Annotated in this window: 9 protein-coding genes and 5 rRNA genes; 3 read left to right on the top strand and 11 right to left on the bottom strand. The window is 44.7% G+C overall.

Annotated elements, in window-relative coordinates:
- Positions 1–42 precede the first annotated feature (42 nt).
- The 5 genes from QFZ73_RS09915 to QFZ73_RS09935 all read right to left on the bottom strand — a co-directional run bounded on the left by QFZ73_RS09915 (position 43) and on the right by QFZ73_RS09935 (position 10287).
- Positions 43–2975: ribosomal RNA gene (locus tag QFZ73_RS09915) — 23S ribosomal RNA — on the bottom strand.
- A 176-nt stretch (positions 2976–3151) separates the two neighbouring features.
- Positions 3152–4702: ribosomal RNA gene (locus tag QFZ73_RS09920) — 16S ribosomal RNA — on the bottom strand.
- A 746-nt stretch (positions 4703–5448) separates the two neighbouring features.
- Positions 5449–5564: ribosomal RNA gene (gene rrf / locus QFZ73_RS09925) — 5S ribosomal RNA — on the bottom strand.
- A 63-nt stretch (positions 5565–5627) separates the two neighbouring features.
- Positions 5628–8560, bottom strand: a 23S ribosomal RNA gene (locus tag QFZ73_RS09930).
- A 176-nt stretch (positions 8561–8736) separates the two neighbouring features.
- Positions 8737–10287 (bottom strand): 16S ribosomal RNA (locus QFZ73_RS09935).
- The 16S, 23S and 5S rRNA genes sit together here, the layout of an rRNA operon.
- 645 nt (positions 10288–10932) lie before the next feature.
- On the opposite strand from QFZ73_RS09935, the gene QFZ73_RS09940 reads away from it, so the two are divergent.
- Positions 10933–11691 carry an alpha/beta hydrolase gene (locus QFZ73_RS09940; RefSeq protein ID WP_307265771.1) on the top strand — a complete coding sequence of 253 codons (759 nt, stop codon included), beginning with the start codon at positions 10933–10935 and terminating at the stop codon, positions 11689–11691.
- 80 nt (positions 11692–11771) lie between these two features.
- Complete coding sequence (locus tag QFZ73_RS09945; RefSeq protein WP_069981788.1) at positions 11772–11942, top strand: CsbD family protein; 171 nt, start codon at positions 11772–11774, stop codon at positions 11940–11942.
- 115 nt (positions 11943–12057) lie between these two features.
- Here QFZ73_RS09945 and QFZ73_RS09950 read toward each other — a convergent pair whose 3' ends face one another.
- From QFZ73_RS09950 to QFZ73_RS09970, 5 genes are all read right to left on the bottom strand, one after another.
- Positions 12058–13200 (bottom strand): PP2C family protein-serine/threonine phosphatase, encoded by a 1143-nt coding sequence (locus QFZ73_RS09950; protein ID WP_307265774.1) that lies wholly within the window; start codon positions 13198–13200, stop codon positions 12058–12060.
- A gap of 279 nt (positions 13201–13479) precedes the next feature.
- The gene (locus QFZ73_RS09955) at positions 13480–14313 is read right to left on the bottom strand and encodes a CheR family methyltransferase (RefSeq protein ID WP_307265777.1); all 834 of its coding nucleotides are present in this window, start codon (positions 14311–14313) and stop codon (positions 13480–13482) included.
- Between the two features lie 28 nt (positions 14314–14341).
- Positions 14342–17143, bottom strand: coding sequence for a response regulator (locus QFZ73_RS09960; RefSeq protein WP_307265779.1), 2802 nt, complete (start codon positions 17141–17143; stop codon positions 14342–14344).
- A gap of 302 nt (positions 17144–17445) precedes the next feature.
- Positions 17446–18744, bottom strand: coding sequence for a hemolysin family protein (locus QFZ73_RS09965; RefSeq protein ID WP_251438246.1), 1299 nt, complete (start codon positions 18742–18744; stop codon positions 17446–17448).
- Positions 18745–18933: 189 nt separating this feature from the next.
- A complete protein-coding gene (locus tag QFZ73_RS09970) occupies positions 18934–19365 on the bottom strand; it encodes a MerR family transcriptional regulator (protein WP_307272725.1) in 432 nt (143 codons plus the stop codon).
- Positions 19366–19852: 487 nt separating this feature from the next.
- Here QFZ73_RS09970 and QFZ73_RS09975 point away from each other — a divergent pair, with 487 nt between their 5' ends.
- Entirely contained in the window at positions 19853–20278 is a 426-nt protein-coding gene (locus tag QFZ73_RS09975) for a DUF4395 domain-containing protein (protein WP_307265781.1), read from the top strand.
- A 41-nt stretch (positions 20279–20319) separates the two neighbouring features.
- Here the strand turns inward: QFZ73_RS09975 and QFZ73_RS09980 are convergent, their stop codons facing one another.
- Complete coding sequence (locus QFZ73_RS09980; RefSeq protein WP_307265783.1) at positions 20320–22074, bottom strand: FTR1 family iron permease; 1755 nt, start codon at positions 22072–22074, stop codon at positions 20320–20322.
- Positions 22075–22084: the final 10 nt, after the last annotated feature.

The following is a 22084-nucleotide window of genomic DNA, read 5'->3' on the forward strand; positions in this document are numbered from 1 at the left end:
CAAAACTAGATAATAAGAAGGTATTTCATTTTTTTAAAAGCGTTGGTTAAGTCCTCGATCTATTAGTATCAGTCAGCTCCACATGTCGCCACGCTTCCACCTCTGACCTATCAACCTGATCATCTTTCAGGGATCTTACTAGCTTGCGCCATGGGAAATCTCATCTTGAGGGGGGCTTCATGCTTAGATGCTTTCAGCACTTATCCCGTCCGCACGTAGCTACCCAGCTATGCCTTTGGCAAGACAACTGGTACACCAGCGGTGCGTCCATCCCGGTCCTCTCGTACTAAGGACAGCTCCTCTCAAATTTCCTGCGCCCGCGACGGATAGGGACCGAACTGTCTCACGACGTTCTGAACCCAGCTCGCGTACCGCTTTAATGGGCGAACAGCCCAACCCTTGGGACCGACTACAGCCCCAGGATGCGATGAGCCGACATCGAGGTGCCAAACCTCCCCGTCGATGTGGACTCTTGGGGGAGATAAGCCTGTTATCCCCGGGGTAGCTTTTATCCGTTGAGCGATGGCCCTTCCATGCGGAACCACCGGATCACTAAGCCCGACTTTCGTCCCTGCTCGACTTGTAGGTCTCGCAGTCAAGCTCCCTTGTGCCTTTACACTCTACGAATGATTTCCAACCATTCTGAGGGAACCTTTGGGCGCCTCCGTTACTCTTTAGGAGGCGACCGCCCCAGTCAAACTGCCCACCTGACACTGTCTCCCACCCCGATAAGGGGCGCGGGTTAGAATTTCAATACAGCCAGGGTAGTATCCCACCAACGCCTCCACCGAAGCTAGCGCTCCGGCTTCTCAGGCTCCTACCTATCCTGTACAAGCTGTACCAAAATTCAATATCAGGCTGCAGTAAAGCTCCACGGGGTCTTTCCGTCCTGTCGCGGGTAACCTGCATCTTCACAGGTACTATAATTTCACCGAGTCTCTCGTTGAGACAGTGCCCAGATCGTTACACCTTTCGTGCGGGTCGGAACTTACCCGACAAGGAATTTCGCTACCTTAGGACCGTTATAGTTACGGCCGCCGTTTACTGGGGCTTCGGTTCAAAGCTTCGCTTGCGCTAACCTCTCCCCTTAACCTTCCAGCACCGGGCAGGTGTCAGCCCCTATACTTCGCCTTGCGGCTTCGCAGAGACCTGTGTTTTTGCTAAACAGTCGCCTGGGCCTATTCACTGCGGCTTTTCTGGGCTATTCACCCTAAAAAGCACCCCTTCTCCCGAAGTTACGGGGTCATTTTGCCGAGTTCCTTAACGAGAGTTCTCTCGCACACCTTAGGATTCTCTCCTCGCCTACCTGTGTCGGTTTGCGGTACGGGCACCTTACATCTCACTAGAGGCTTTTCTTGGCAGCGTGGAATCAGGAACTTCGGTACTATATTTCCCTCGCCATCACAGCTCCGCCTTAATGGAAACGGGATTTGCCTCGTTTCCGGCCTAACTGCTTGGACGCGCATATCCAACAGCGCGCTTACCCTATCCTTCTGCGTCCCCCCATCGTTCAAACGATGTATAGGTGGTACAGGAATATCAACCTGTTGTCCATCGCCTACGCCTTTCGGCCTCGGCTTAGGTCCCGACTAACCCTGAGCGGACGAGCCTTCCTCAGGAAACCTTAGGCATTCGGTGGAAGGGATTCTCACCCTTCTTTCGCTACTCATACCGGCATTCTCACTTCTAAGCGCTCCACCAGTCCTTCCGGTCTGACTTCAACGCCCTTAGAACGCTCTCCTACCATCGACACCTAATGGTGTCAATCCACAGCTTCGGTGATACGTTTAGCCCCGGTACATTTTCGGCGCGGAGTCACTCGACCAGTGAGCTATTACGCACTCTTTAAATGGTGGCTGCTTCTAAGCCAACATCCTGGTTGTCTAAGCAACTCCACATCCTTTTCCACTTAACGTATACTTTGGGACCTTAGCTGGTGGTCTGGGCTGTTTCCCTTTCGACTACGGATCTTATCACTCGCAGTCTGACTCCCAAGAATAAGTATTTGGCATTCGGAGTTTGACTGAATTCGGTAACCCGTTGGGGGCCCCTAGTCCAATCAGTGCTCTACCTCCAATACTCTCATCTTGAGGCTAGCCCTAAAGCTATTTCGGAGAGAACCAGCTATCTCCAGGTTCGATTGGAATTTCTCCGCTACCCACACCTCATCCCCGCACTTTTCAACGTGCGTGGGTTCGGGCCTCCATTCAGTGTTACCTGAACTTCACCCTGGACATGGGTAGATCACCTGGTTTCGGGTCTACGACCTCATACTCATTCGCCCTATTCAGACTCGCTTTCGCTGCGGCTCCGTCTCATCAACTTAACCTCGCATGAAATCGTAACTCGCCGGTTCATTCTACAAAAGGCACGCCATTACCCATTAACGGGCTTTGACTACTTGTAGGCACACGGTTTCAGGATCTATTTCACTCCCCTTCCGGGGTGCTTTTCACCTTTCCCTCACGGTACTGGTTCACTATCGGTCACTAGGGAGTATTTAGCCTTGGGAGATGGTCCTCCCTGCTTCCGACGGGATTTCTCGTGTCCCGCCGTACTCAGGATCCACTCAGGAGGGAACGAAGTTTCAACTACAGGGTTTTTACCTTCTTCGACGGATCTTTCCAGATCGCTTCATTTACCCCGTTCCTTTGTAACTCCATGTTGAGTGTCCTACAACCCCAAGAGGCAAGCCTCTTGGTTTGGGCTAATTCCGTTTCGCTCGCCGCTACTCAGGAAATCGCATTTGCTTTCTCTTCCTCCGGGTACTTAGATGTTTCAGTTCCCCGGGTCTGCCTTCAGTACCCTATGTATTCAGGTAAAGATACTGTTCCATTACGAACAGTGGGTTTCCCCATTCGGAAATCTCCGGATCAAAGCTTACTTACAGCTCCCCGAAGCATATCGGTGTTAGTCCCGTCCTTCATCGGCTCCTAGTGCCAAGGCATCCACCGTGCGCCCTTTCTAACTTAACCGTTAAAAAAGATCTTACAGATGCTTTGAAAAAAATTAATTGCCTTCTATCTATTATCTAGTTTTCAAGGAACAAAGCAGAAAGAATCCATCACATCGTGATGTTTGTCTTTCCTATTTGAATGAATCACTCATTCAAAACTGAACAAAACAAAAGCGCTCTCGTAATTATCCTTAGAAAGGAGGTGATCCAGCCGCACCTTCCGATACGGCTACCTTGTTACGACTTCACCCCAATCATCTGTCCCACCTTAGGCGGCTGGCTCCATGAAGGTTACCTCACCGACTTCGGGTGTTACAAACTCTCGTGGTGTGACGGGCGGTGTGTACAAGGCCCGGGAACGTATTCACCGCGGCATGCTGATCCGCGATTACTAGCGATTCCGGCTTCATGTAGGCGAGTTGCAGCCTACAATCCGAACTGAGAATGGCTTTATGGGATTCGCTTACCTTCGCAGGTTTGCAGCCCTTTGTACCATCCATTGTAGCACGTGTGTAGCCCAGGTCATAAGGGGCATGATGATTTGACGTCATCCCCACCTTCCTCCGGTTTGTCACCGGCAGTCACCTTAGAGTGCCCAACTGAATGCTGGCAACTAAGATCAAGGGTTGCGCTCGTTGCGGGACTTAACCCAACATCTCACGACACGAGCTGACGACAACCATGCACCACCTGTCACTCTGTCCCCCGAAGGGGAAAGCCCTATCTCTAGGGTTGTCAGAGGATGTCAAGACCTGGTAAGGTTCTTCGCGTTGCTTCGAATTAAACCACATGCTCCACCGCTTGTGCGGGCCCCCGTCAATTCCTTTGAGTTTCAGCCTTGCGGCCGTACTCCCCAGGCGGAGTGCTTAATGCGTTAGCTGCAGCACTAAAGGGCGGAAACCCTCTAACACTTAGCACTCATCGTTTACGGCGTGGACTACCAGGGTATCTAATCCTGTTTGCTCCCCACGCTTTCGCGCCTCAGTGTCAGTTACAGACCAGAAAGTCGCCTTCGCCACTGGTGTTCCTCCAAATCTCTACGCATTTCACCGCTACACTTGGAATTCCACTTTCCTCTTCTGCACTCAAGTTCCCCAGTTTCCAATGACCCTCCACGGTTGAGCCGTGGGCTTTCACATCAGACTTAAGGAACCACCTGCGCGCGCTTTACGCCCAATAATTCCGGACAACGCTTGCCACCTACGTATTACCGCGGCTGCTGGCACGTAGTTAGCCGTGGCTTTCTGGTTAGGTACCGTCAAGGTACCAGCAGTTACTCTGGTACTTGTTCTTCCCTAACAACAGAACTTTACGACCCGAAGGCCTTCTTCGTTCACGCGGCGTTGCTCCGTCAGACTTTCGTCCATTGCGGAAGATTCCCTACTGCTGCCTCCCGTAGGAGTCTGGGCCGTGTCTCAGTCCCAGTGTGGCCGATCACCCTCTCAGGTCGGCTACGCATCGTCGCCTTGGTGAGCCATTACCTCACCAACTAGCTAATGCGCCGCGGGCCCATCTATAAGTGACAGCGTAAACCGTCTTTCCATCTTCTCTCATGCGAGAAAAGAACGTATCCGGTATTAGCTCCGGTTTCCCGAAGTTATCCCAGTCTTATAGGCAGGTTGCCCACGTGTTACTCACCCGTCCGCCGCTAATCTCAGGGAGCAAGCTCCCATCGATTCGCTCGACTTGCATGTATTAGGCACGCCGCCAGCGTTCGTCCTGAGCCAGGATCAAACTCTCCGAAGAAATGTTTGACTTGCTCATTTGCTTTTTTTATAGTGTGTGCTCACTTAAAATTTAACGTTGGCGCTTTGTTTTGTTCAGTTTTCAAAGAGCAATTTTCACAATCGTTCTTTCGAACGGCTGTTTATTCATCATAACATCTTATTGATTAGTTGTCAACTTCTGCGAAGTTTTTAACTTATTTTAAATCGCTGTGTTTTTCAGCGACCATTTCATCTTATCATTTTCATAGTAAGAAGTCAATAGTTATTTTTTCTTTCAACTATCAGCCAAAAGTGATGAAGTTTTTCGTTTGTCTTAGTTGGTGCTTATTTATATTAATCCTTTCCTACCATAAAGTCAACACATTTCACAATAAATAATTCTTTTTCTCAAAGTTAGATCAAGAATGGTCTCAAAGGTCCGTTTTGCTAAAGGAAAATACACACATTAGTTGTACAGATCTGAAGGTATCAATAGCCTTTGTTTGTTATCGGCTGATTAAAAAGAAATCGACGCCTTCAAATAGATACACACCTTATGATGACGTCACAATGGGGATTAAAGGTGACGATATACAACAAGATGATCCAATACAGGATACCAAGCATCACATTCATTATGAAGAGAAATCAAATAACGGGCAAGACCGTGTAAAACAGTCTTTTATTATGTGGTCAAGAAAGCAACATTGTATGCGAAAACAGCGATCTTTTTTCATGACCTTATGAACACAAAAAAGACCAGCCGGATGGCTGATCTTTTAAATGGCTTGGCGGCGTCCTACTCTCACAGGGGGAAACCCCCAACTACCATCGGCGCTGAAGAGCTTAACTGCCGTGTTCGGAATGGGAACGGGTGTGACCTCTTCGCTATCGCCACCAAACATGAAAGGAACGTTGTTCCTTCAAAACTAGATAATAAGAAGGTATTTCATTTTTTTAAAGCGTTGGTTAAGTCCTCGATCTATTAGTATCAGTCAGCTCCACATGTCGCCACGCTTCCACCTCTGACCTATCAACCTGATCATCTTTCAGGGATCTTACTAGCTTGCGCCATGGGAAATCTCATCTTGAGGGGGGCTTCATGCTTAGATGCTTTCAGCACTTATCCCGTCCGCACGTAGCTACCCAGCTATGCCTTTGGCAAGACAACTGGTACACCAGCGGTGCGTCCATCCCGGTCCTCTCGTACTAAGGACAGCTCCTCTCAAATTTCCTGCGCCCGCGACGGATAGGGACCGAACTGTCTCACGACGTTCTGAACCCAGCTCGCGTACCGCTTTAATGGGCGAACAGCCCAACCCTTGGGACCGACTACAGCCCCAGGATGCGATGAGCCGACATCGAGGTGCCAAACCTCCCCGTCGATGTGGACTCTTGGGGGAGATAAGCCTGTTATCCCCGGGGTAGCTTTTATCCGTTGAGCGATGGCCCTTCCATGCGGAACCACCGGATCACTAAGCCCGACTTTCGTCCCTGCTCGACTTGTAGGTCTCGCAGTCAAGCTCCCTTGTGCCTTTACACTCTACGAATGATTTCCAACCATTCTGAGGGAACCTTTGGGCGCCTCCGTTACTCTTTAGGAGGCGACCGCCCCAGTCAAACTGCCCACCTGACACTGTCTCCCACCCCGATAAGGGGCGCGGGTTAGAATTTCAATACAGCCAGGGTAGTATCCCACCAACGCCTCCACCGAAGCTAGCGCTCCGGCTTCTCAGGCTCCTACCTATCCTGTACAAGCTGTACCAAAATTCAATATCAGGCTGCAGTAAAGCTCCACGGGGTCTTTCCGTCCTGTCGCGGGTAACCTGCATCTTCACAGGTACTATAATTTCACCGAGTCTCTCGTTGAGACAGTGCCCAGATCGTTACACCTTTCGTGCGGGTCGGAACTTACCCGACAAGGAATTTCGCTACCTTAGGACCGTTATAGTTACGGCCGCCGTTTACTGGGGCTTCGGTTCAAAGCTTCGCTTGCGCTAACCTCTCCCCTTAACCTTCCAGCACCGGGCAGGTGTCAGCCCCTATACTTCGCCTTGCGGCTTCGCAGAGACCTGTGTTTTTGCTAAACAGTCGCCTGGGCCTATTCACTGCGGCTTTTCTGGGCTATTCACCCTAAAAAGCACCCCTTCTCCCGAAGTTACGGGGTCATTTTGCCGAGTTCCTTAACGAGAGTTCTCTCGCACACCTTAGGATTCTCTCCTCGCCTACCTGTGTCGGTTTGCGGTACGGGCACCTTACATCTCACTAGAGGCTTTTCTTGGCAGCGTGGAATCAGGAACTTCGGTACTATATTTCCCTCGCCATCACAGCTCCGCCTTAATGGAAACGGGATTTGCCTCGTTTCCGGCCTAACTGCTTGGACGCGCATATCCAACAGCGCGCTTACCCTATCCTTCTGCGTCCCCCCATCGTTCAAACGATGTATAGGTGGTACAGGAATATCAACCTGTTGTCCATCGCCTACGCCTTTCGGCCTCGGCTTAGGTCCCGACTAACCCTGAGCGGACGAGCCTTCCTCAGGAAACCTTAGGCATTCGGTGGAAGGGATTCTCACCCTTCTTTCGCTACTCATACCGGCATTCTCACTTCTAAGCGCTCCACCAGTCCTTCCGGTCTGACTTCAACGCCCTTAGAACGCTCTCCTACCATCGACACCTAATGGTGTCAATCCACAGCTTCGGTGATACGTTTAGCCCCGGTACATTTTCGGCGCGGAGTCACTCGACCAGTGAGCTATTACGCACTCTTTAAATGGTGGCTGCTTCTAAGCCAACATCCTGGTTGTCTAAGCAACTCCACATCCTTTTCCACTTAACGTATACTTTGGGACCTTAGCTGGTGGTCTGGGCTGTTTCCCTTTCGACTACGGATCTTATCACTCGCAGTCTGACTCCCAAGAATAAGTATTTGGCATTCGGAGTTTGACTGAATTCGGTAACCCGTTGGGGGCCCCTAGTCCAATCAGTGCTCTACCTCCAATACTCTCATCTTGAGGCTAGCCCTAAAGCTATTTCGGAGAGAACCAGCTATCTCCAGGTTCGATTGGAATTTCTCCGCTACCCACACCTCATCCCCGCACTTTTCAACGTGCGTGGGTTCGGGCCTCCATTCAGTGTTACCTGAACTTCACCCTGGACATGGGTAGATCACCTGGTTTCGGGTCTACGACCTCATACTCATTCGCCCTATTCAGACTCGCTTTCGCTGCGGCTCCGTCTCATCAACTTAACCTCGCATGAAATCGTAACTCGCCGGTTCATTCTACAAAAGGCACGCCATTACCCATTAACGGGCTTTGACTACTTGTAGGCACACGGTTTCAGGATCTATTTCACTCCCCTTCCGGGGTGCTTTTCACCTTTCCCTCACGGTACTGGTTCACTATCGGTCACTAGGGAGTATTTAGCCTTGGGAGATGGTCCTCCCTGCTTCCGACGGGATTTCTCGTGTCCCGCCGTACTCAGGATCCACTCAGGAGGGAACGAAGTTTCAACTACAGGGTTTTTACCTTCTTCGACGGATCTTTCCAGATCGCTTCATTTACCCCGTTCCTTTGTAACTCCATGTTGAGTGTCCTACAACCCCAAGAGGCAAGCCTCTTGGTTTGGGCTAATTCCGTTTCGCTCGCCGCTACTCAGGAAATCGCATTTGCTTTCTCTTCCTCCGGGTACTTAGATGTTTCAGTTCCCCGGGTCTGCCTTCAGTACCCTATGTATTCAGGTAAAGATACTGTTCCATTACGAACAGTGGGTTTCCCCATTCGGAAATCTCCGGATCAAAGCTTACTTACAGCTCCCCGAAGCATATCGGTGTTAGTCCCGTCCTTCATCGGCTCCTAGTGCCAAGGCATCCACCGTGCGCCCTTTCTAACTTAACCGTTAAAAAAGATCTTACAGATGCTTTGAAAAAAATTAATTGCCTTCTATCTATTATCTAGTTTTCAAGGAACAAAGCAGAAAGAATCCATCACATCGTGATGTTTGTCTTTCCTATTTGAATGAATCACTCATTCAAAACTGAACAAAACAAAAGCGCTCTCGTAATTATCCTTAGAAAGGAGGTGATCCAGCCGCACCTTCCGATACGGCTACCTTGTTACGACTTCACCCCAATCATCTGTCCCACCTTAGGCGGCTGGCTCCATGAAGGTTACCTCACCGACTTCGGGTGTTACAAACTCTCGTGGTGTGACGGGCGGTGTGTACAAGGCCCGGGAACGTATTCACCGCGGCATGCTGATCCGCGATTACTAGCGATTCCGGCTTCATGTAGGCGAGTTGCAGCCTACAATCCGAACTGAGAATGGCTTTATGGGATTCGCTTACCTTCGCAGGTTTGCAGCCCTTTGTACCATCCATTGTAGCACGTGTGTAGCCCAGGTCATAAGGGGCATGATGATTTGACGTCATCCCCACCTTCCTCCGGTTTGTCACCGGCAGTCACCTTAGAGTGCCCAACTGAATGCTGGCAACTAAGATCAAGGGTTGCGCTCGTTGCGGGACTTAACCCAACATCTCACGACACGAGCTGACGACAACCATGCACCACCTGTCACTCTGTCCCCCGAAGGGGAAAGCCCTATCTCTAGGGTTGTCAGAGGATGTCAAGACCTGGTAAGGTTCTTCGCGTTGCTTCGAATTAAACCACATGCTCCACCGCTTGTGCGGGCCCCCGTCAATTCCTTTGAGTTTCAGCCTTGCGGCCGTACTCCCCAGGCGGAGTGCTTAATGCGTTAGCTGCAGCACTAAAGGGCGGAAACCCTCTAACACTTAGCACTCATCGTTTACGGCGTGGACTACCAGGGTATCTAATCCTGTTTGCTCCCCACGCTTTCGCGCCTCAGTGTCAGTTACAGACCAGAAAGTCGCCTTCGCCACTGGTGTTCCTCCAAATCTCTACGCATTTCACCGCTACACTTGGAATTCCACTTTCCTCTTCTGCACTCAAGTTCCCCAGTTTCCAATGACCCTCCACGGTTGAGCCGTGGGCTTTCACATCAGACTTAAGGAACCACCTGCGCGCGCTTTACGCCCAATAATTCCGGACAACGCTTGCCACCTACGTATTACCGCGGCTGCTGGCACGTAGTTAGCCGTGGCTTTCTGGTTAGGTACCGTCAAGGTACCAGCAGTTACTCTGGTACTTGTTCTTCCCTAACAACAGAACTTTACGACCCGAAGGCCTTCTTCGTTCACGCGGCGTTGCTCCGTCAGACTTTCGTCCATTGCGGAAGATTCCCTACTGCTGCCTCCCGTAGGAGTCTGGGCCGTGTCTCAGTCCCAGTGTGGCCGATCACCCTCTCAGGTCGGCTACGCATCGTCGCCTTGGTGAGCCATTACCTCACCAACTAGCTAATGCGCCGCGGGCCCATCTATAAGTGACAGCGTAAACCGTCTTTCCATCTTCTCTCATGCGAGAAAAGAACGTATCCGGTATTAGCTCCGGTTTCCCGAAGTTATCCCAGTCTTATAGGCAGGTTGCCCACGTGTTACTCACCCGTCCGCCGCTAATCTCAGGGAGCAAGCTCCCATCGATTCGCTCGACTTGCATGTATTAGGCACGCCGCCAGCGTTCGTCCTGAGCCAGGATCAAACTCTCCGAAGAAATGTTTGACTTGCTCATTTGCTTTTTTTATAGTGTGTGCTCACTTAAAATTTAACGTTGGCGCTTTGTTTTGTTCAGTTTTCAAAGAGCAATTTTCACAATCGTTCTTTCGAACGGCTGGTTCATCATAACATCTTATTGATTAGTTGTCAACTTCTGCGAAGTTTTTAACTTATTTTAAATCGCTGTGTTTTTCAGCGACCATTTCATCTTATCATTTTCATAGTAAGAAGTCAATAGTTATTTTTTCTTTCAGCTATCAGCCAAAAGTGATGAAGTTTTTCGTTCGTCTTAGTGGTGCTTATTTATATTAATCCCATTTCACTTTAAAGTCAACGCTTTTTCTCCATTTCTTATATTTATATTTATATCTTGCACAGGTTATTAGCTTCTTCAGTTTATCAACAATTCCAAGACAGTACTTTATTTAATAGAATGAATAGCAACCATACATGGAATAGACCTAATAAATATCTTTATATCCATTTTTAAAATGCTTCTTAATAATGAAGTTTGGAATATAACCAAGTTGACTTCACATTTTTCATTATGCTATTATATAACCAAGTAAAATAATCGGAATAGTTAATTTTATTCATAAACTTTCTTTCAACAAGCCTTAGCTAAATTAAAGGAGATGGGAATATGACAACAGCAAGGGTAATACCAGGTGCGGAATCTTTTTTCTTACCCGGCAATTCTATCGGCATTCTAATTTGCCATGGTTTTAACGGAACGCCACAAAGCGTAAGGTATTTAGGTGAAAAATTCGCTGCCAAAGGCTTTACTGTATTCGCACCTCGACTGGCGGGCCACGGAACGGATGAATATGAAATGGAAACGAGTCATTATCAGGAGTGGATACAAGATGTTGAAATGGCTTATTCAAAATTAAAGCGAACCTGCACCCATGTATTCGCCATCGGACAATCTATGGGGGGCGCCCTTGTTCTCGATTTAGCGACAAAAGTGGCTTGCGATGGAATTCTCACCATCAATGCCGCTCTCCAAGTTCCTGAATATGAAATATATCGTAACCAATCGGATCCACGCTTTGTTCCTGAAGGCAAGCCTGACATAAAAGACGATACAACTAAAGAAATCACATATGATCAAGTTCCGTCAAAAGCGATTAATCAATTGCTTGATATAATGGAACATACCAGTCAAAAACTAATAGACGTTTCGTGCCCGATACTTCTCTTCCATTCTCCAGAAGATCACGTTGTACCAGACTCGTGTTCCTATCATATTTACGATACTGTCATGTCCGGTGATAAGGAGATGGCCCCCCTTGAAAATTCATATCATGTGGCCTCGTTGGATCATGACAAAGATCATATCATTGAACGGTCATATCAGTTCATTCAAAGGTTAAGTAAAAGGGCAATAATCGCTTCTTAAACTCCTTTCTCCATATAAATCAGGTTTACCCATACACTTCATGGGTATATATAGTATATGAAGAAAAAGGAGGTAACATAATGAGCGGTTTATCAGACAAAGTAAAAAGTACTGTAAATAAAGTTAAAGGTGAAACGAAAGACCAAGTCGGAAACGCGAAAAATGATCCTCACTTACAAGCAGAAGGTAAAGTCGATAAATTAAAAGGCAATCTCCAAGATGGCATAAGTAAATTGAAAAATGACCGTTAATTGCAAATAACCGAATACATGATTCACTCTCTTAACGAACATTCTCATTTCATATAAAAGTGACCCCCCTTTTATAGAAAAGAGGCGGCAGATAATCTGCCGCCTCTTTTTTTCTTCAATTTGCTTGAATAACAACAACGCACATATCATCAGGCTGATCCTTCTGCATTTCCGGGGACATCAAAAAATCGATAGGGGGAGATTCTTTACAATCAAACCATCTCGTCGAGACCGCTTCTTTTATTTGGTCAAGTCCTTCCGTCCCTTCTCGATCTATTGCTTCCATGACTCCATCCGTAAATAGCATAAGCTGAATCTTCTCTTCATAATGAATGACGGACTTCTCTATTTTCATCTCGGTGAAGAACCCAACAGGGCATGTCCCTTTTGAAAGTGAGGCCACTTTTCCATCGTCCATTAAAGCAAAGCCCGGAGGATGTCCGGCATTCACATATTCCACTGTCTTTTGCTCTGTATCAATGATCATATAAATCGCGGTAAAATAATAATGCACTTGATTATCTTCTTTATTAAGGGTACTCATCCAGTGATTCATTTCGTTTATTACTGCCACTGGATCCGTATGTGTCCTGATGGCATCCCTCAATACGGAGGAAATGAACATGCACACAAGTGAGGCGGATATGCCATGTCCCATCATATCCAACAGGATGATACCATAACGATTTTCATCGATGCGGTGCCAATAGTACATATCCCCTGCTAATTTATTCGCAGGTAAGTATGATGCCCTGATAGTTAAGTGGTCATTTATAATGGGTTCACTTAATAAACTGCTTTGAACCTGCATGGAAAGATCCAATTCATTGCGGATTTTTTCATCCTGCATTTTATGCCAATCTTTTTCATATTTAAGTCTTAACCCCACGCGAATCCTCGCAAGTAAATCTATTTTATTGATAGGCTTCATTATATAATCAATTCCGCCAACATCAAGTGCCTCGGCCACTTTGTTTGAATCTTCAAGGGCGGTCACAAAAATGACGGGTATATCTCTAAGGTGAGGGATACTTTGAAGTCTCCTGCACGCTTCTATCCCATCGATCTCCGGCATCATGATATCAAGCAGAATGATATCAACTGAAGTCTCATTAGGTTGCGGACTATCCACCTGTAAATACTCAAACATCTCAACAGCTGAAGTTAATGATAGAAAATCCGTATAGCCAGCTCGTTTTAGAATTTTCTCTATAACGAAAAGGTTAACCTGGTTATCATCTACGATTAAAATCGTCATTCTTTCATTCCCCTTTTGGCTTATATCGAGCGGCAACATTTATCTTTTTTATATGAATCAATACTTTAATAGGCTCCCTTAATAAGGATTTTTCCATTATATTATAACGAAGTTCAATCTCTTTTAATAATAATAAACCACGGTAGTAATTCTAGATGGAGACCAACTCATTATTTATACCCTTTCTTCCGATACCTTAAACATTGAAATGCAAAAAAAAAGAAAAATGATGCACTAAATTAAAAAGAAAGAGTCCGCTTATATGCGAACTCTTTCTTTTTACAATTTCCGGTAAATTCGTTCCTTTGAGTCAAAGTCCTCATAATCTACCGAAAAGGATGATGTACGAAGTGTTTCCTTGCTGCCAACCGCAAGGAAGCCGCCTTTACAAAGACTGTCATAAAACAACTGATTAACATAGGTCTGCAATTCACCGGTAAAGTAAATCATCACATTCCGGCACATGATGATATGAAACTCATTGAACGAACCATCAGTAACTAAATTATGCTGGAAAAACACAATGTTGTTAAGGAGATTCGAATCAAGATAAGCATTTTGATAATCGGTTGTATAATACTCCGAAAATTCCTGGTTACCTCCAGCTTGCAAATAGTTTTTCGTATAAGACTGCATTCTATTTAAAGGTAATATCCCTTTTTCCGCATGACGGAGGACTTCATCATTCATGTCAGTGGCATAAATCCTCGCCTTATCATAAAGTCCTTCTTCCTTGAGGATGATCGCCATGGAAAAGGCTTCTTCACCAGTCGAACAACCCGCATGCCAAATCCTGATTTCAGGAAGTTTTTTCAGGAGCGGTACAATATTTAAACGAAAGGCTTTAAAGAACTCCGGATCGCGAAACATTTCAGTGACATTTATTGAAAAATCTTTCAAAAGCTTCTCGACATACCCTTTTTCATATAAAACCATTTCTATCATTCCGCTAATCCTGCGAATATGGTCCAGTCTCATTCTATTTTCAACTCTTCTTTTTATTGAAGAACGCATATATTTGCGAAAGTCAAAGCCAGATACGGAATAAATGGCCTCTAACAATAATTCGAGTTCTAAATCTTCTCTTTCTTCAATCGTTAAAGTATCCTTCATGCAAAACCTTCCTTACCCATACTATCAATCAATCAGTAAGCCATACTCTTAGGACAGAAAGTAGCTGATCCAATTTTAATGGTTTGCTGACATAATCGGAAGCGCCGGCCTTCAGGCATTTTTCCCTGTCGCCTTTCATCGCTTTCGCAGTTAGCGCGATGATTGGAAGATTCTCGAACTTACTTTGCTCGCGAATTCTGGTCATCGTTTCGTAACCGTCCATGCCCGGCATCATGATATCCATCAAAATAACATCTATATCGTTTCCTTTTTCAAGAAGTTCCAAACATTCGTAGCCGTTTTCAGCTGTAAGGATTTCCATGCCCTCATGCTTCAGCGCATTTTTCAGAGCAAATATATTACGGTGATCATCATCGACGACAAGTACTGTTTTATTGCAGAATGGTTTGGCCTTATCCCGATCTTCTTCATCGATTATAACTACATCCGGTTCTCCTTGACCGCCAAAAGGCGCGGCAGAATCATCGTGGTTAGCTGCTGCCACTTCCGGCGAAGCAGCTATTGCTTCGCCGACATTTTTGAAGCCCTCTGGCATGCTTGGAATAAAGAAAGTAAAGGTACTCCCTTGCCCTTCTTCACTATCTACAATGACCCAGCCTCCCAGAAGTTTGGCAAACTCCCGGCAAATCGATAGCCCTAGTCCTGTACCGCCGTATTTTCTCATTGTAGCTCCGTCACCTTGCTGGAACGCTTCAAAGATAAGTTTTTGCTTCTCTTTCGAAATTCCGATGCCCGTATCCGTCACCTTAATTTCAACCCAATTGCTAGCTCCTTTTGTCTGTATCCATTGTGCTACATTTTCTTCATCAGCCTTTTGGATTTGGACAGACACAGAACCTTTTTCCGTGAATTTAAATGCATTGGATAATAGGTTTTTCAAAATTTGCTGGAAGCGCTGTTCATCCGTAAAGAAAATGTCCGGAACGTTTTTACTCTTTTCTATTATAAAGTCAATGTTCTTTTTCTTCGCTACATGATCGAAGTTACGGTGCAATAACTCAGGAAGTTCACTCAAGTTCATTTCGCCAAAGACCACTTCAAGCTTTCCGACTTCAACTTTTGATAAATCCAAAATGTCATTGATCAACGTTAATAAGTCTTGGCCTGATGAATTAATGACACGAGCGAATTCCTGTTGCTCTTCATTTAATTTACTATCATTCGGATCTGAAAGCATTTCTGATAAAATCAGAATACTATTGAGCGGTGTCCGTAATTCATGGGACATATTCGCCATGAACTCGGATTTATATTTTGAACTTAACTTTAATTCTTCCGCTTGTTTTTCAAGATTTAGTTTAGCGACTTGAAGCTCTTTCGATTTTTCCTCAGTTTCACGATTTCTCTCTTCTAATTGTTCATTGATCATTCGCAACTCTTCAGCCTGTGTTTGCAGTTCCTCTGATTGGGCTTGCATTTCCTCTGACTGTGATTGCAATTCTTCCGATTGAGCCTGTAACTCTTCGGTCTGTGCCTGTGATTCTTTCAATAAACGCTCTATTTCCATCCGGCCCTCTACATTATTAATCGTGATGCCCAGAGTATCAAGAACCTGGTTCAAGAAATGTTTTTGCAGCTTCGTAAAGGCCTCCAAACTCGCCAGTTCAACCATTGCGACCACTTCATCCTCAAAAACGACTGGCGCAATGACAATGCTTTTCGGGTTGACTTCCCCCAACCCTGTCGTAACCAATTGAAAGTCCTCAGGGATATCGTCAATGACCTTCGATTTCTTTTCAAGGGCGCATTGACCGATCAAACCTTCGCCAAGACGGAATTCACGTCTGCCCGAATCTTTGCCATCTCCGGCAAAGCTGGCAAGCTTCACAAAACGCATATCCACACCCTCACCCCGTTTGACGTAAAAAGCTCCAATTGAAGCTCCCATCATCGGTGCAAGTCTTGTAATGAACCGATCAGCTAGAACTTCCACATCAACAATGCGCTGATACATGGTAGCTATATCAGCAACACGGGTCTGGATCCAGTTCTGTTCACTGATCTTTTCGGTGAAATCTTTCTCTTTTTGATTATACACTTCAAGCGATTCCGCCATATCATTGAAAGATTTCGCTATATCACCAATTTCATCAGTGGTCCGAACCGGAATTCTTGGTATGACCGATAAATCTTTAAAATCGATATTTTTGATGACCTTCGTAATCGATTGCAGATCTTTCGATGTACTGCGAATCATCCAAACAACCGTTACGGAAATAACCAAAATGCTTAGAATAACAGCGAAAATCACAAAACCGATCATATCTTCATAGGTTTGTTTCGAATTACTTAAAGTATCTTTCATGACACCTTCTTGGTAATCCTTAAAGTCATCCATCGTACTGATGACTTTCGTTCGTTTTTCCCTTTGGTCGTCCATCAGGCTTGAAAGATTTTCCGAGGAGTTTCCAGATTTTATATTCTGGATGATTTCAGCCTCTGTAATGGAGTAAGAAGCATATTGAGTCTCGAACTCTTTCAATAATTGCTTTGCTTTCGCCTTATTTAACGAACCTGATAACCCAGCAATTTTTGATTCAATCAAACTATGATTCTCATTGATGATTTCGAGGCTCTCTGCTCTTTCTTCTTTGTTTGCATCATTACTTGCAAACAGGATCTCACGGTCCGACCTAGAAAACAGCTGACGGATTTCCATCGAATCTTGAACTTTTTCATAGCGATTTTCAACTATTTCAGTCATGCTGCTCTTTAAATTGTTAAGCGTAACCATCATGAAAGAAAGTAAAATAGCCAAGAAAAGCAAGATCAAGCCAAATCCCAACATTTGCTTTTTCTTAAAACCCATTTTCCCGCCCACCTTCAATACATATTTATACCAGCCCGAAATAAACGGCGTTGCAATACAGAATTCCCCTTATATTCTTTGAAATTTAAAATGATATATAGATAGATAGATTCATTGCTCAAACCCAATTTTAGCATTTCCCAAGCTAAAATAGTTACCTACAGTGTTATTTTAAATGAATTCCTTTTCCAATTAAGTAACAGTCTGCCTTAACCATTATAAACACCAAATTGACTTGTTCGAACTTAAGAACATTAATAAAAGCCGAAAGTTTCCACCTTCGGCTCTTGTTGTGATCCTATTTATTTAATCTTCTTCACTTCAACATATAAAACATGGTGACCGTCCATTTCCTTTACAGTAAATTCATATCCGGCGTATTCAATTTTATCCCCGACAGCAATCTCAAATCTGCCTGTCAGGAACCATCCTCCCAATGTATCGATATCTTCCTCCGGCAAATCGATCGCAAGGGTATCATTGACATCTTCAACCAATGTTTTAGCGTCGAATACATAATGACCTTCATCAATTTTTTGAATGAGCGGACGTTCATCCTGGTCAAATTCATCACGGATTTCCCCAACGATTTCTTCAAGGATGTCTTCAACCGTAACAAGACCGGCAGTTCCGCCATATTCATCAGTCAAAACAGCCATATGGATCCGTTCTTTCTGCATTTTCAGCAGCAGATCATGAATGGCGATCGTTTCAAGAACACGGATGATTGGTGTAACAAAGGAATCCACCGTCAAAGCTGTTACATTATCTTCTGTAATCGTCGCTGTATAAAGTCGCTTGATATTGACCATTCCCACGACATTATCTTTATCACCGTCTATGACCGGATACCTTGTGTATTGCTCTTCTTGAATCAGTTCAACAACTTCCAATAATGGCATGCCCTTTTCGATAACGGTCATTTCCGTACGGGGAACCATGATTTCATTGGCAATACGCTCATCGAATTCAAATATCTGGTTTACATATTTGTATTCCGATTGGTTGATCTCACCGCTTTTATAGCTTTCCGATAAAATGATGCGCAGCTCTTCTTCAGAATGGGCCATTTCGGACTCAGATGCAGGCTTTAATCCGAATATACCCGTCAGGAGACGCGCAGAACCATTAAGTAACCAAATGAAGGGGTACAAAATGCGGTAAAAGAGAATTAACGGCTTTGCAAAAAGCAAGGTTACCTCTTCTGCCTTTTGAATCGCAACCGTTTTCGGTGCCAGTTCGCCGACTACAACATGAAGGAATGTTACAGAACCGAAAGCGATCATGAACGAGATGATGTGACTTACGGATTCCTCTAATCCCCATTTAGTGAATAATGGTTTTAAGATTGCCTCGACCGTCGGTTCACCCAACACCCCTAAACCTAAGGCGGTTACTGTAATCCCCAATTGACAGGCAGATAAGTACTCATCGATATGTGATGTCACTTTCTTGGCCGCGAGGGCATTTCTATGCCCTTCTTCAATCAATTGATTGATCCGGGAACTTCTGACTTTCACGATTGCAAATTCCGATGCAACGAAAAATGCGGTTAATGCTATTAATACAGCTACTGCTAATAATTTTATAAAAATCTCCAATATGTGCGGGTTCGCCATATAGTGCCTACCCTTCGGATTAACATGTACGGCTTATTCCCAAGCACCTCCTGTATAAATGGTTATTTTCGTTTCAAAAAGCGATTTTTGCCTTATAACATGAACCAAAACCATTTAGCCTATATCGTTAATATGCACCTTTATGCATAAAACTATAGAGATAAATTTTAATCATACCAACAACACTAGTAATGATTGGATCAAGGCCATGCTTTCACGGGATATCTGTTTTTTTAGAAGAAGCTCACTTTTTCCGCCCTTTTCAATCAAACTGATGAATTCCTGAAGTTCATCGTTCAGGCCATCCATTTTATTCTTGAGTTGAAGACCTTTTTCCTCAATTGCCGATGCGGCTTCCTTATCCTTTTTAAGTATTTCTTTAATATCTTCCAATGAAAGGTTTTCTCTTTTGTATCCCTCGATACGGCGAAGCCTTTCAAGTTCACCGACTGAATAATAACGGTAATTAGAGGCGGAACGTTCTGCTTTAAGCAAGCCTAGGTTCGTATAATAATCCACGGTTCGTTTCGTAACATTCGCCATTTCCGCCAACTCGCCAATTTTTAAAGTCTCGTTCCCAACATAACCCCTCCCAACCGTCACGTGATGGTTTGACAAACTGAAAGTATGTCTTTTCCTCCATGACGTTTTATTCTATTCCATAATCGTACATTATTTTAATTGAAATGAAAAATATTTATTATCATCTTTACCCTTCATTGGAAAAACAAAAACCGATTAATTGAATAATCGGTTTAATTTATGATCTAATTCACGGGATTTTATTTTTTTGTTTTAACTGAGAATTGATTGCTCAATATCTTAGGACCGCATTGGCATAGGGAAGAATGCTTTAGCTTTTTTATTGGTGTTCCGCATGTTCCACAAACTTTTGCTACCATTTATACTGTCCTCCTCACTTTATTTGCTTGCTATACATATTACACTACTTTCATAATGATAATCAATACTAAATTAAAATTATTATAAATAATGAGTTTTTTGATTTTGTTTCATTAGCTTTTCACTTCATAAGCGATTAAAATAAAGATGAAATATAAACAAAACACATCAGGAAGGTTGGTGTAGTATGATGAGCGAAATCCGCTCCATTCCCCGTCCCTTAGTACGAACGAATCAATGGGTCATTTTGTTAAGCGTAGCAACCGCCTTATTAACGGGACAAATATGGATATTGGCGATTCCTTTAACAGCAGGACTTTTAGGTCTCCTCTTTAATTTCAATCCAGTGATGCGTCTCGCCAAGCTCTTTCTCAAAAAGAAAACCTCCGATTATATTCCTGAAGATCATTCACAGCAACAATTCAACCAGGCCATAGCAGTCGTTTGCTTAGGACTTGGATTCACTTCTTTTTTGCTGGGTTGGAATGTTACTGGTTATATATTCACCTTGATGGTCGGAATAGCTTCTCTCATAGCCATTCTTGGATTTTGCATCGGCTGCTTTATCCTTTATCAATGGAAGCAATATTCCTATCGCCGATCTATTCGCTAAAACTGCACATAAAAGGGACTGACATCCTCAGTCCCTTTTTATTATTCGGTTGCACGTAAGGAATTACTCTTTTTGACCCAAATGGTGGCCAATGCAATCAGCAAAATTAATACAGCTTGCGGCACCAGCGTTTCCATTGTCGGATAAAGACCTATCGTTTCTACAAACGGGAAAGAGCTGATCGTATTTGTCTGTATCACCTGCGAAACCTGAAGTGAATGGATGGAGACTCCAAGAATCTTGAATGCCAAGGCATATATGAGTATCGTTGCCACTTTAAAGAATAGGGTCATCGGTAATTTCACACTGTACCGCAGCATGACGAAACCGATTACCACTAATATGAGGAAGGCAAGGAAAATTCCGCTCAGCAGCTGCTTTAATTCCATATAAGGAGCCATTCCAGCATAAAAGATAATGGTCTCGGCACCTTCACGGAATATGGATAGAAAACTGATTAAAGCGAAAGAGATGATGCTTCCCGTTGCAATGGCTTGGTTCATTTGCTTGCCGATATACCGGTTCCATGCATGGACATTCGATTTACTATGAAGCCAAAGACCAATTGTCAACATCATCAATACGGCTATTATCCCAGTGATTCCCTCAATATATTCCCGGCTTGACGCAGCCGTGATCTGAGAGAAAACGATATTGATTATGACCGCCAATATGGAACTGGCAACTAAACCCGCACCAACCCCTGTCCAAATCCATTTTTGTTTGTCCGCTTGCCCGATTTTCTTTAGGAAAGACAATAAAGTAGCTACAATCAAGAGTGCCTCCAGCCCTTCCCGTAAAAGGATCAGCGCAGCATCCCATGTTGTATAACCCGTATCATCAATTAAAGGGAGTAACCTAGTGTTTAAATCGGATACAATTCCCTTCGCTTCCTCCGCCTTTACCTTTTTCGACTGCAATAGGCTGATTGCGGTAGGGACTTTCGTTTCCATATCGCTGTATAGCTTGCTGTCCCTTGTGGAAACCTCTCCTTCGATATTAGGCCAAATTGTTAAAATTTCATTTAGCTTATCAACGGCAGAATCGATGTCATCCTTTTCAATGTCCGTTGCACTTCCTTGTAAAAGTTGCGTTACATCCCCAAGTGAAAAGGTATTCTTCTGGCTTCCTTCTTCAACTTTACCAGCAAGGAAATCCTCGATTAGACCCTTCAATTCAGTTAGATTTTTTTTGGCTTTTTCCGGATCAGGCGGGTCTTGGGTAACCGCTATCCGTACAAATGCCATTTTCGTTTCAATTTCACCATATGCAGCTACACTTTTCTCCCTGACAATGACCTCTGCGTCGGTCCATTGATTCAGGAGGTTGGTATATTGAACTTTAGCTTGATCAAAGTCACCTTCAGTTATCGAAGCGTCCAACTCATCTATTAAAGGAAGTATCGCTTCCAACCGTTCTTTATAGTCCGTCTTGTCAACTGGGTTTTCCTTGGTATCATAAATGACAAGAGTACTTGATAATGCCGATAATCGCTTCTTGATTTCATCAGTGGAGGCTTGGCCGCTCACAGCACTTTTTACCGCGGTAAGACTCTCATCGACTTTCCTCGCACTTTCGCTGTCCGTTTTAATCGTTTTCCAATCTTTCTCGAATAGATCGATATTTTTCGACACATCCTCAAGGTCTCCGGATTTTACCTTCATTAGGCTATCGCCAATATAAACAAAAAGCTGATCATGGTTTTCACCCGCCGAAACAACCCTTACAGCAGTCGAAAGAAATAAAAGGCTGACTATTAAAACCAATATCCCACTCTTCCATTTAGAAACGGTCATACTGGTCCCT

This window comes from Peribacillus sp. V2I11 (genome assembly GCF_030817135.1).
In the GTDB taxonomy this organism is placed as follows: domain Bacteria; phylum Bacillota; class Bacilli; order Bacillales; family DSM-1321; genus Peribacillus; species Peribacillus simplex.

Coding starts and splice junctions, on each gene's coding strand:
- QFZ73_RS09945 (WP_069981788.1), top strand. CDS start 11,772: ATGAGCGGTTTATCAGACAAAGTAAAAAGTACTGTAAATAAAGTTAAA.
- QFZ73_RS09975 (WP_307265781.1), top strand. CDS start 19,853: ATGATGAGCGAAATCCGCTCCATTCCCCGTCCCTTAGTACGAACGAAT.
- QFZ73_RS09950 (WP_307265774.1), bottom strand. CDS start 13,200: ATGACGATTTTAATCGTAGATGATAACCAGGTTAACCTTTTCGTTATA.
- QFZ73_RS09955 (WP_307265777.1), bottom strand. CDS start 14,313: ATGAAGGATACTTTAACGATTGAAGAAAGAGAAGATTTAGAACTCGAA.
- QFZ73_RS09960 (WP_307265779.1), bottom strand. CDS start 17,143: ATGGGTTTTAAGAAAAAGCAAATGTTGGGATTTGGCTTGATCTTGCTT.
- QFZ73_RS09940 (WP_307265771.1), top strand. CDS start 10,933: ATGACAACAGCAAGGGTAATACCAGGTGCGGAATCTTTTTTCTTACCC.
- QFZ73_RS09980 (WP_307265783.1), bottom strand. CDS start 22,074: ATGACCGTTTCTAAATGGAAGAGTGGGATATTGGTTTTAATAGTCAGC.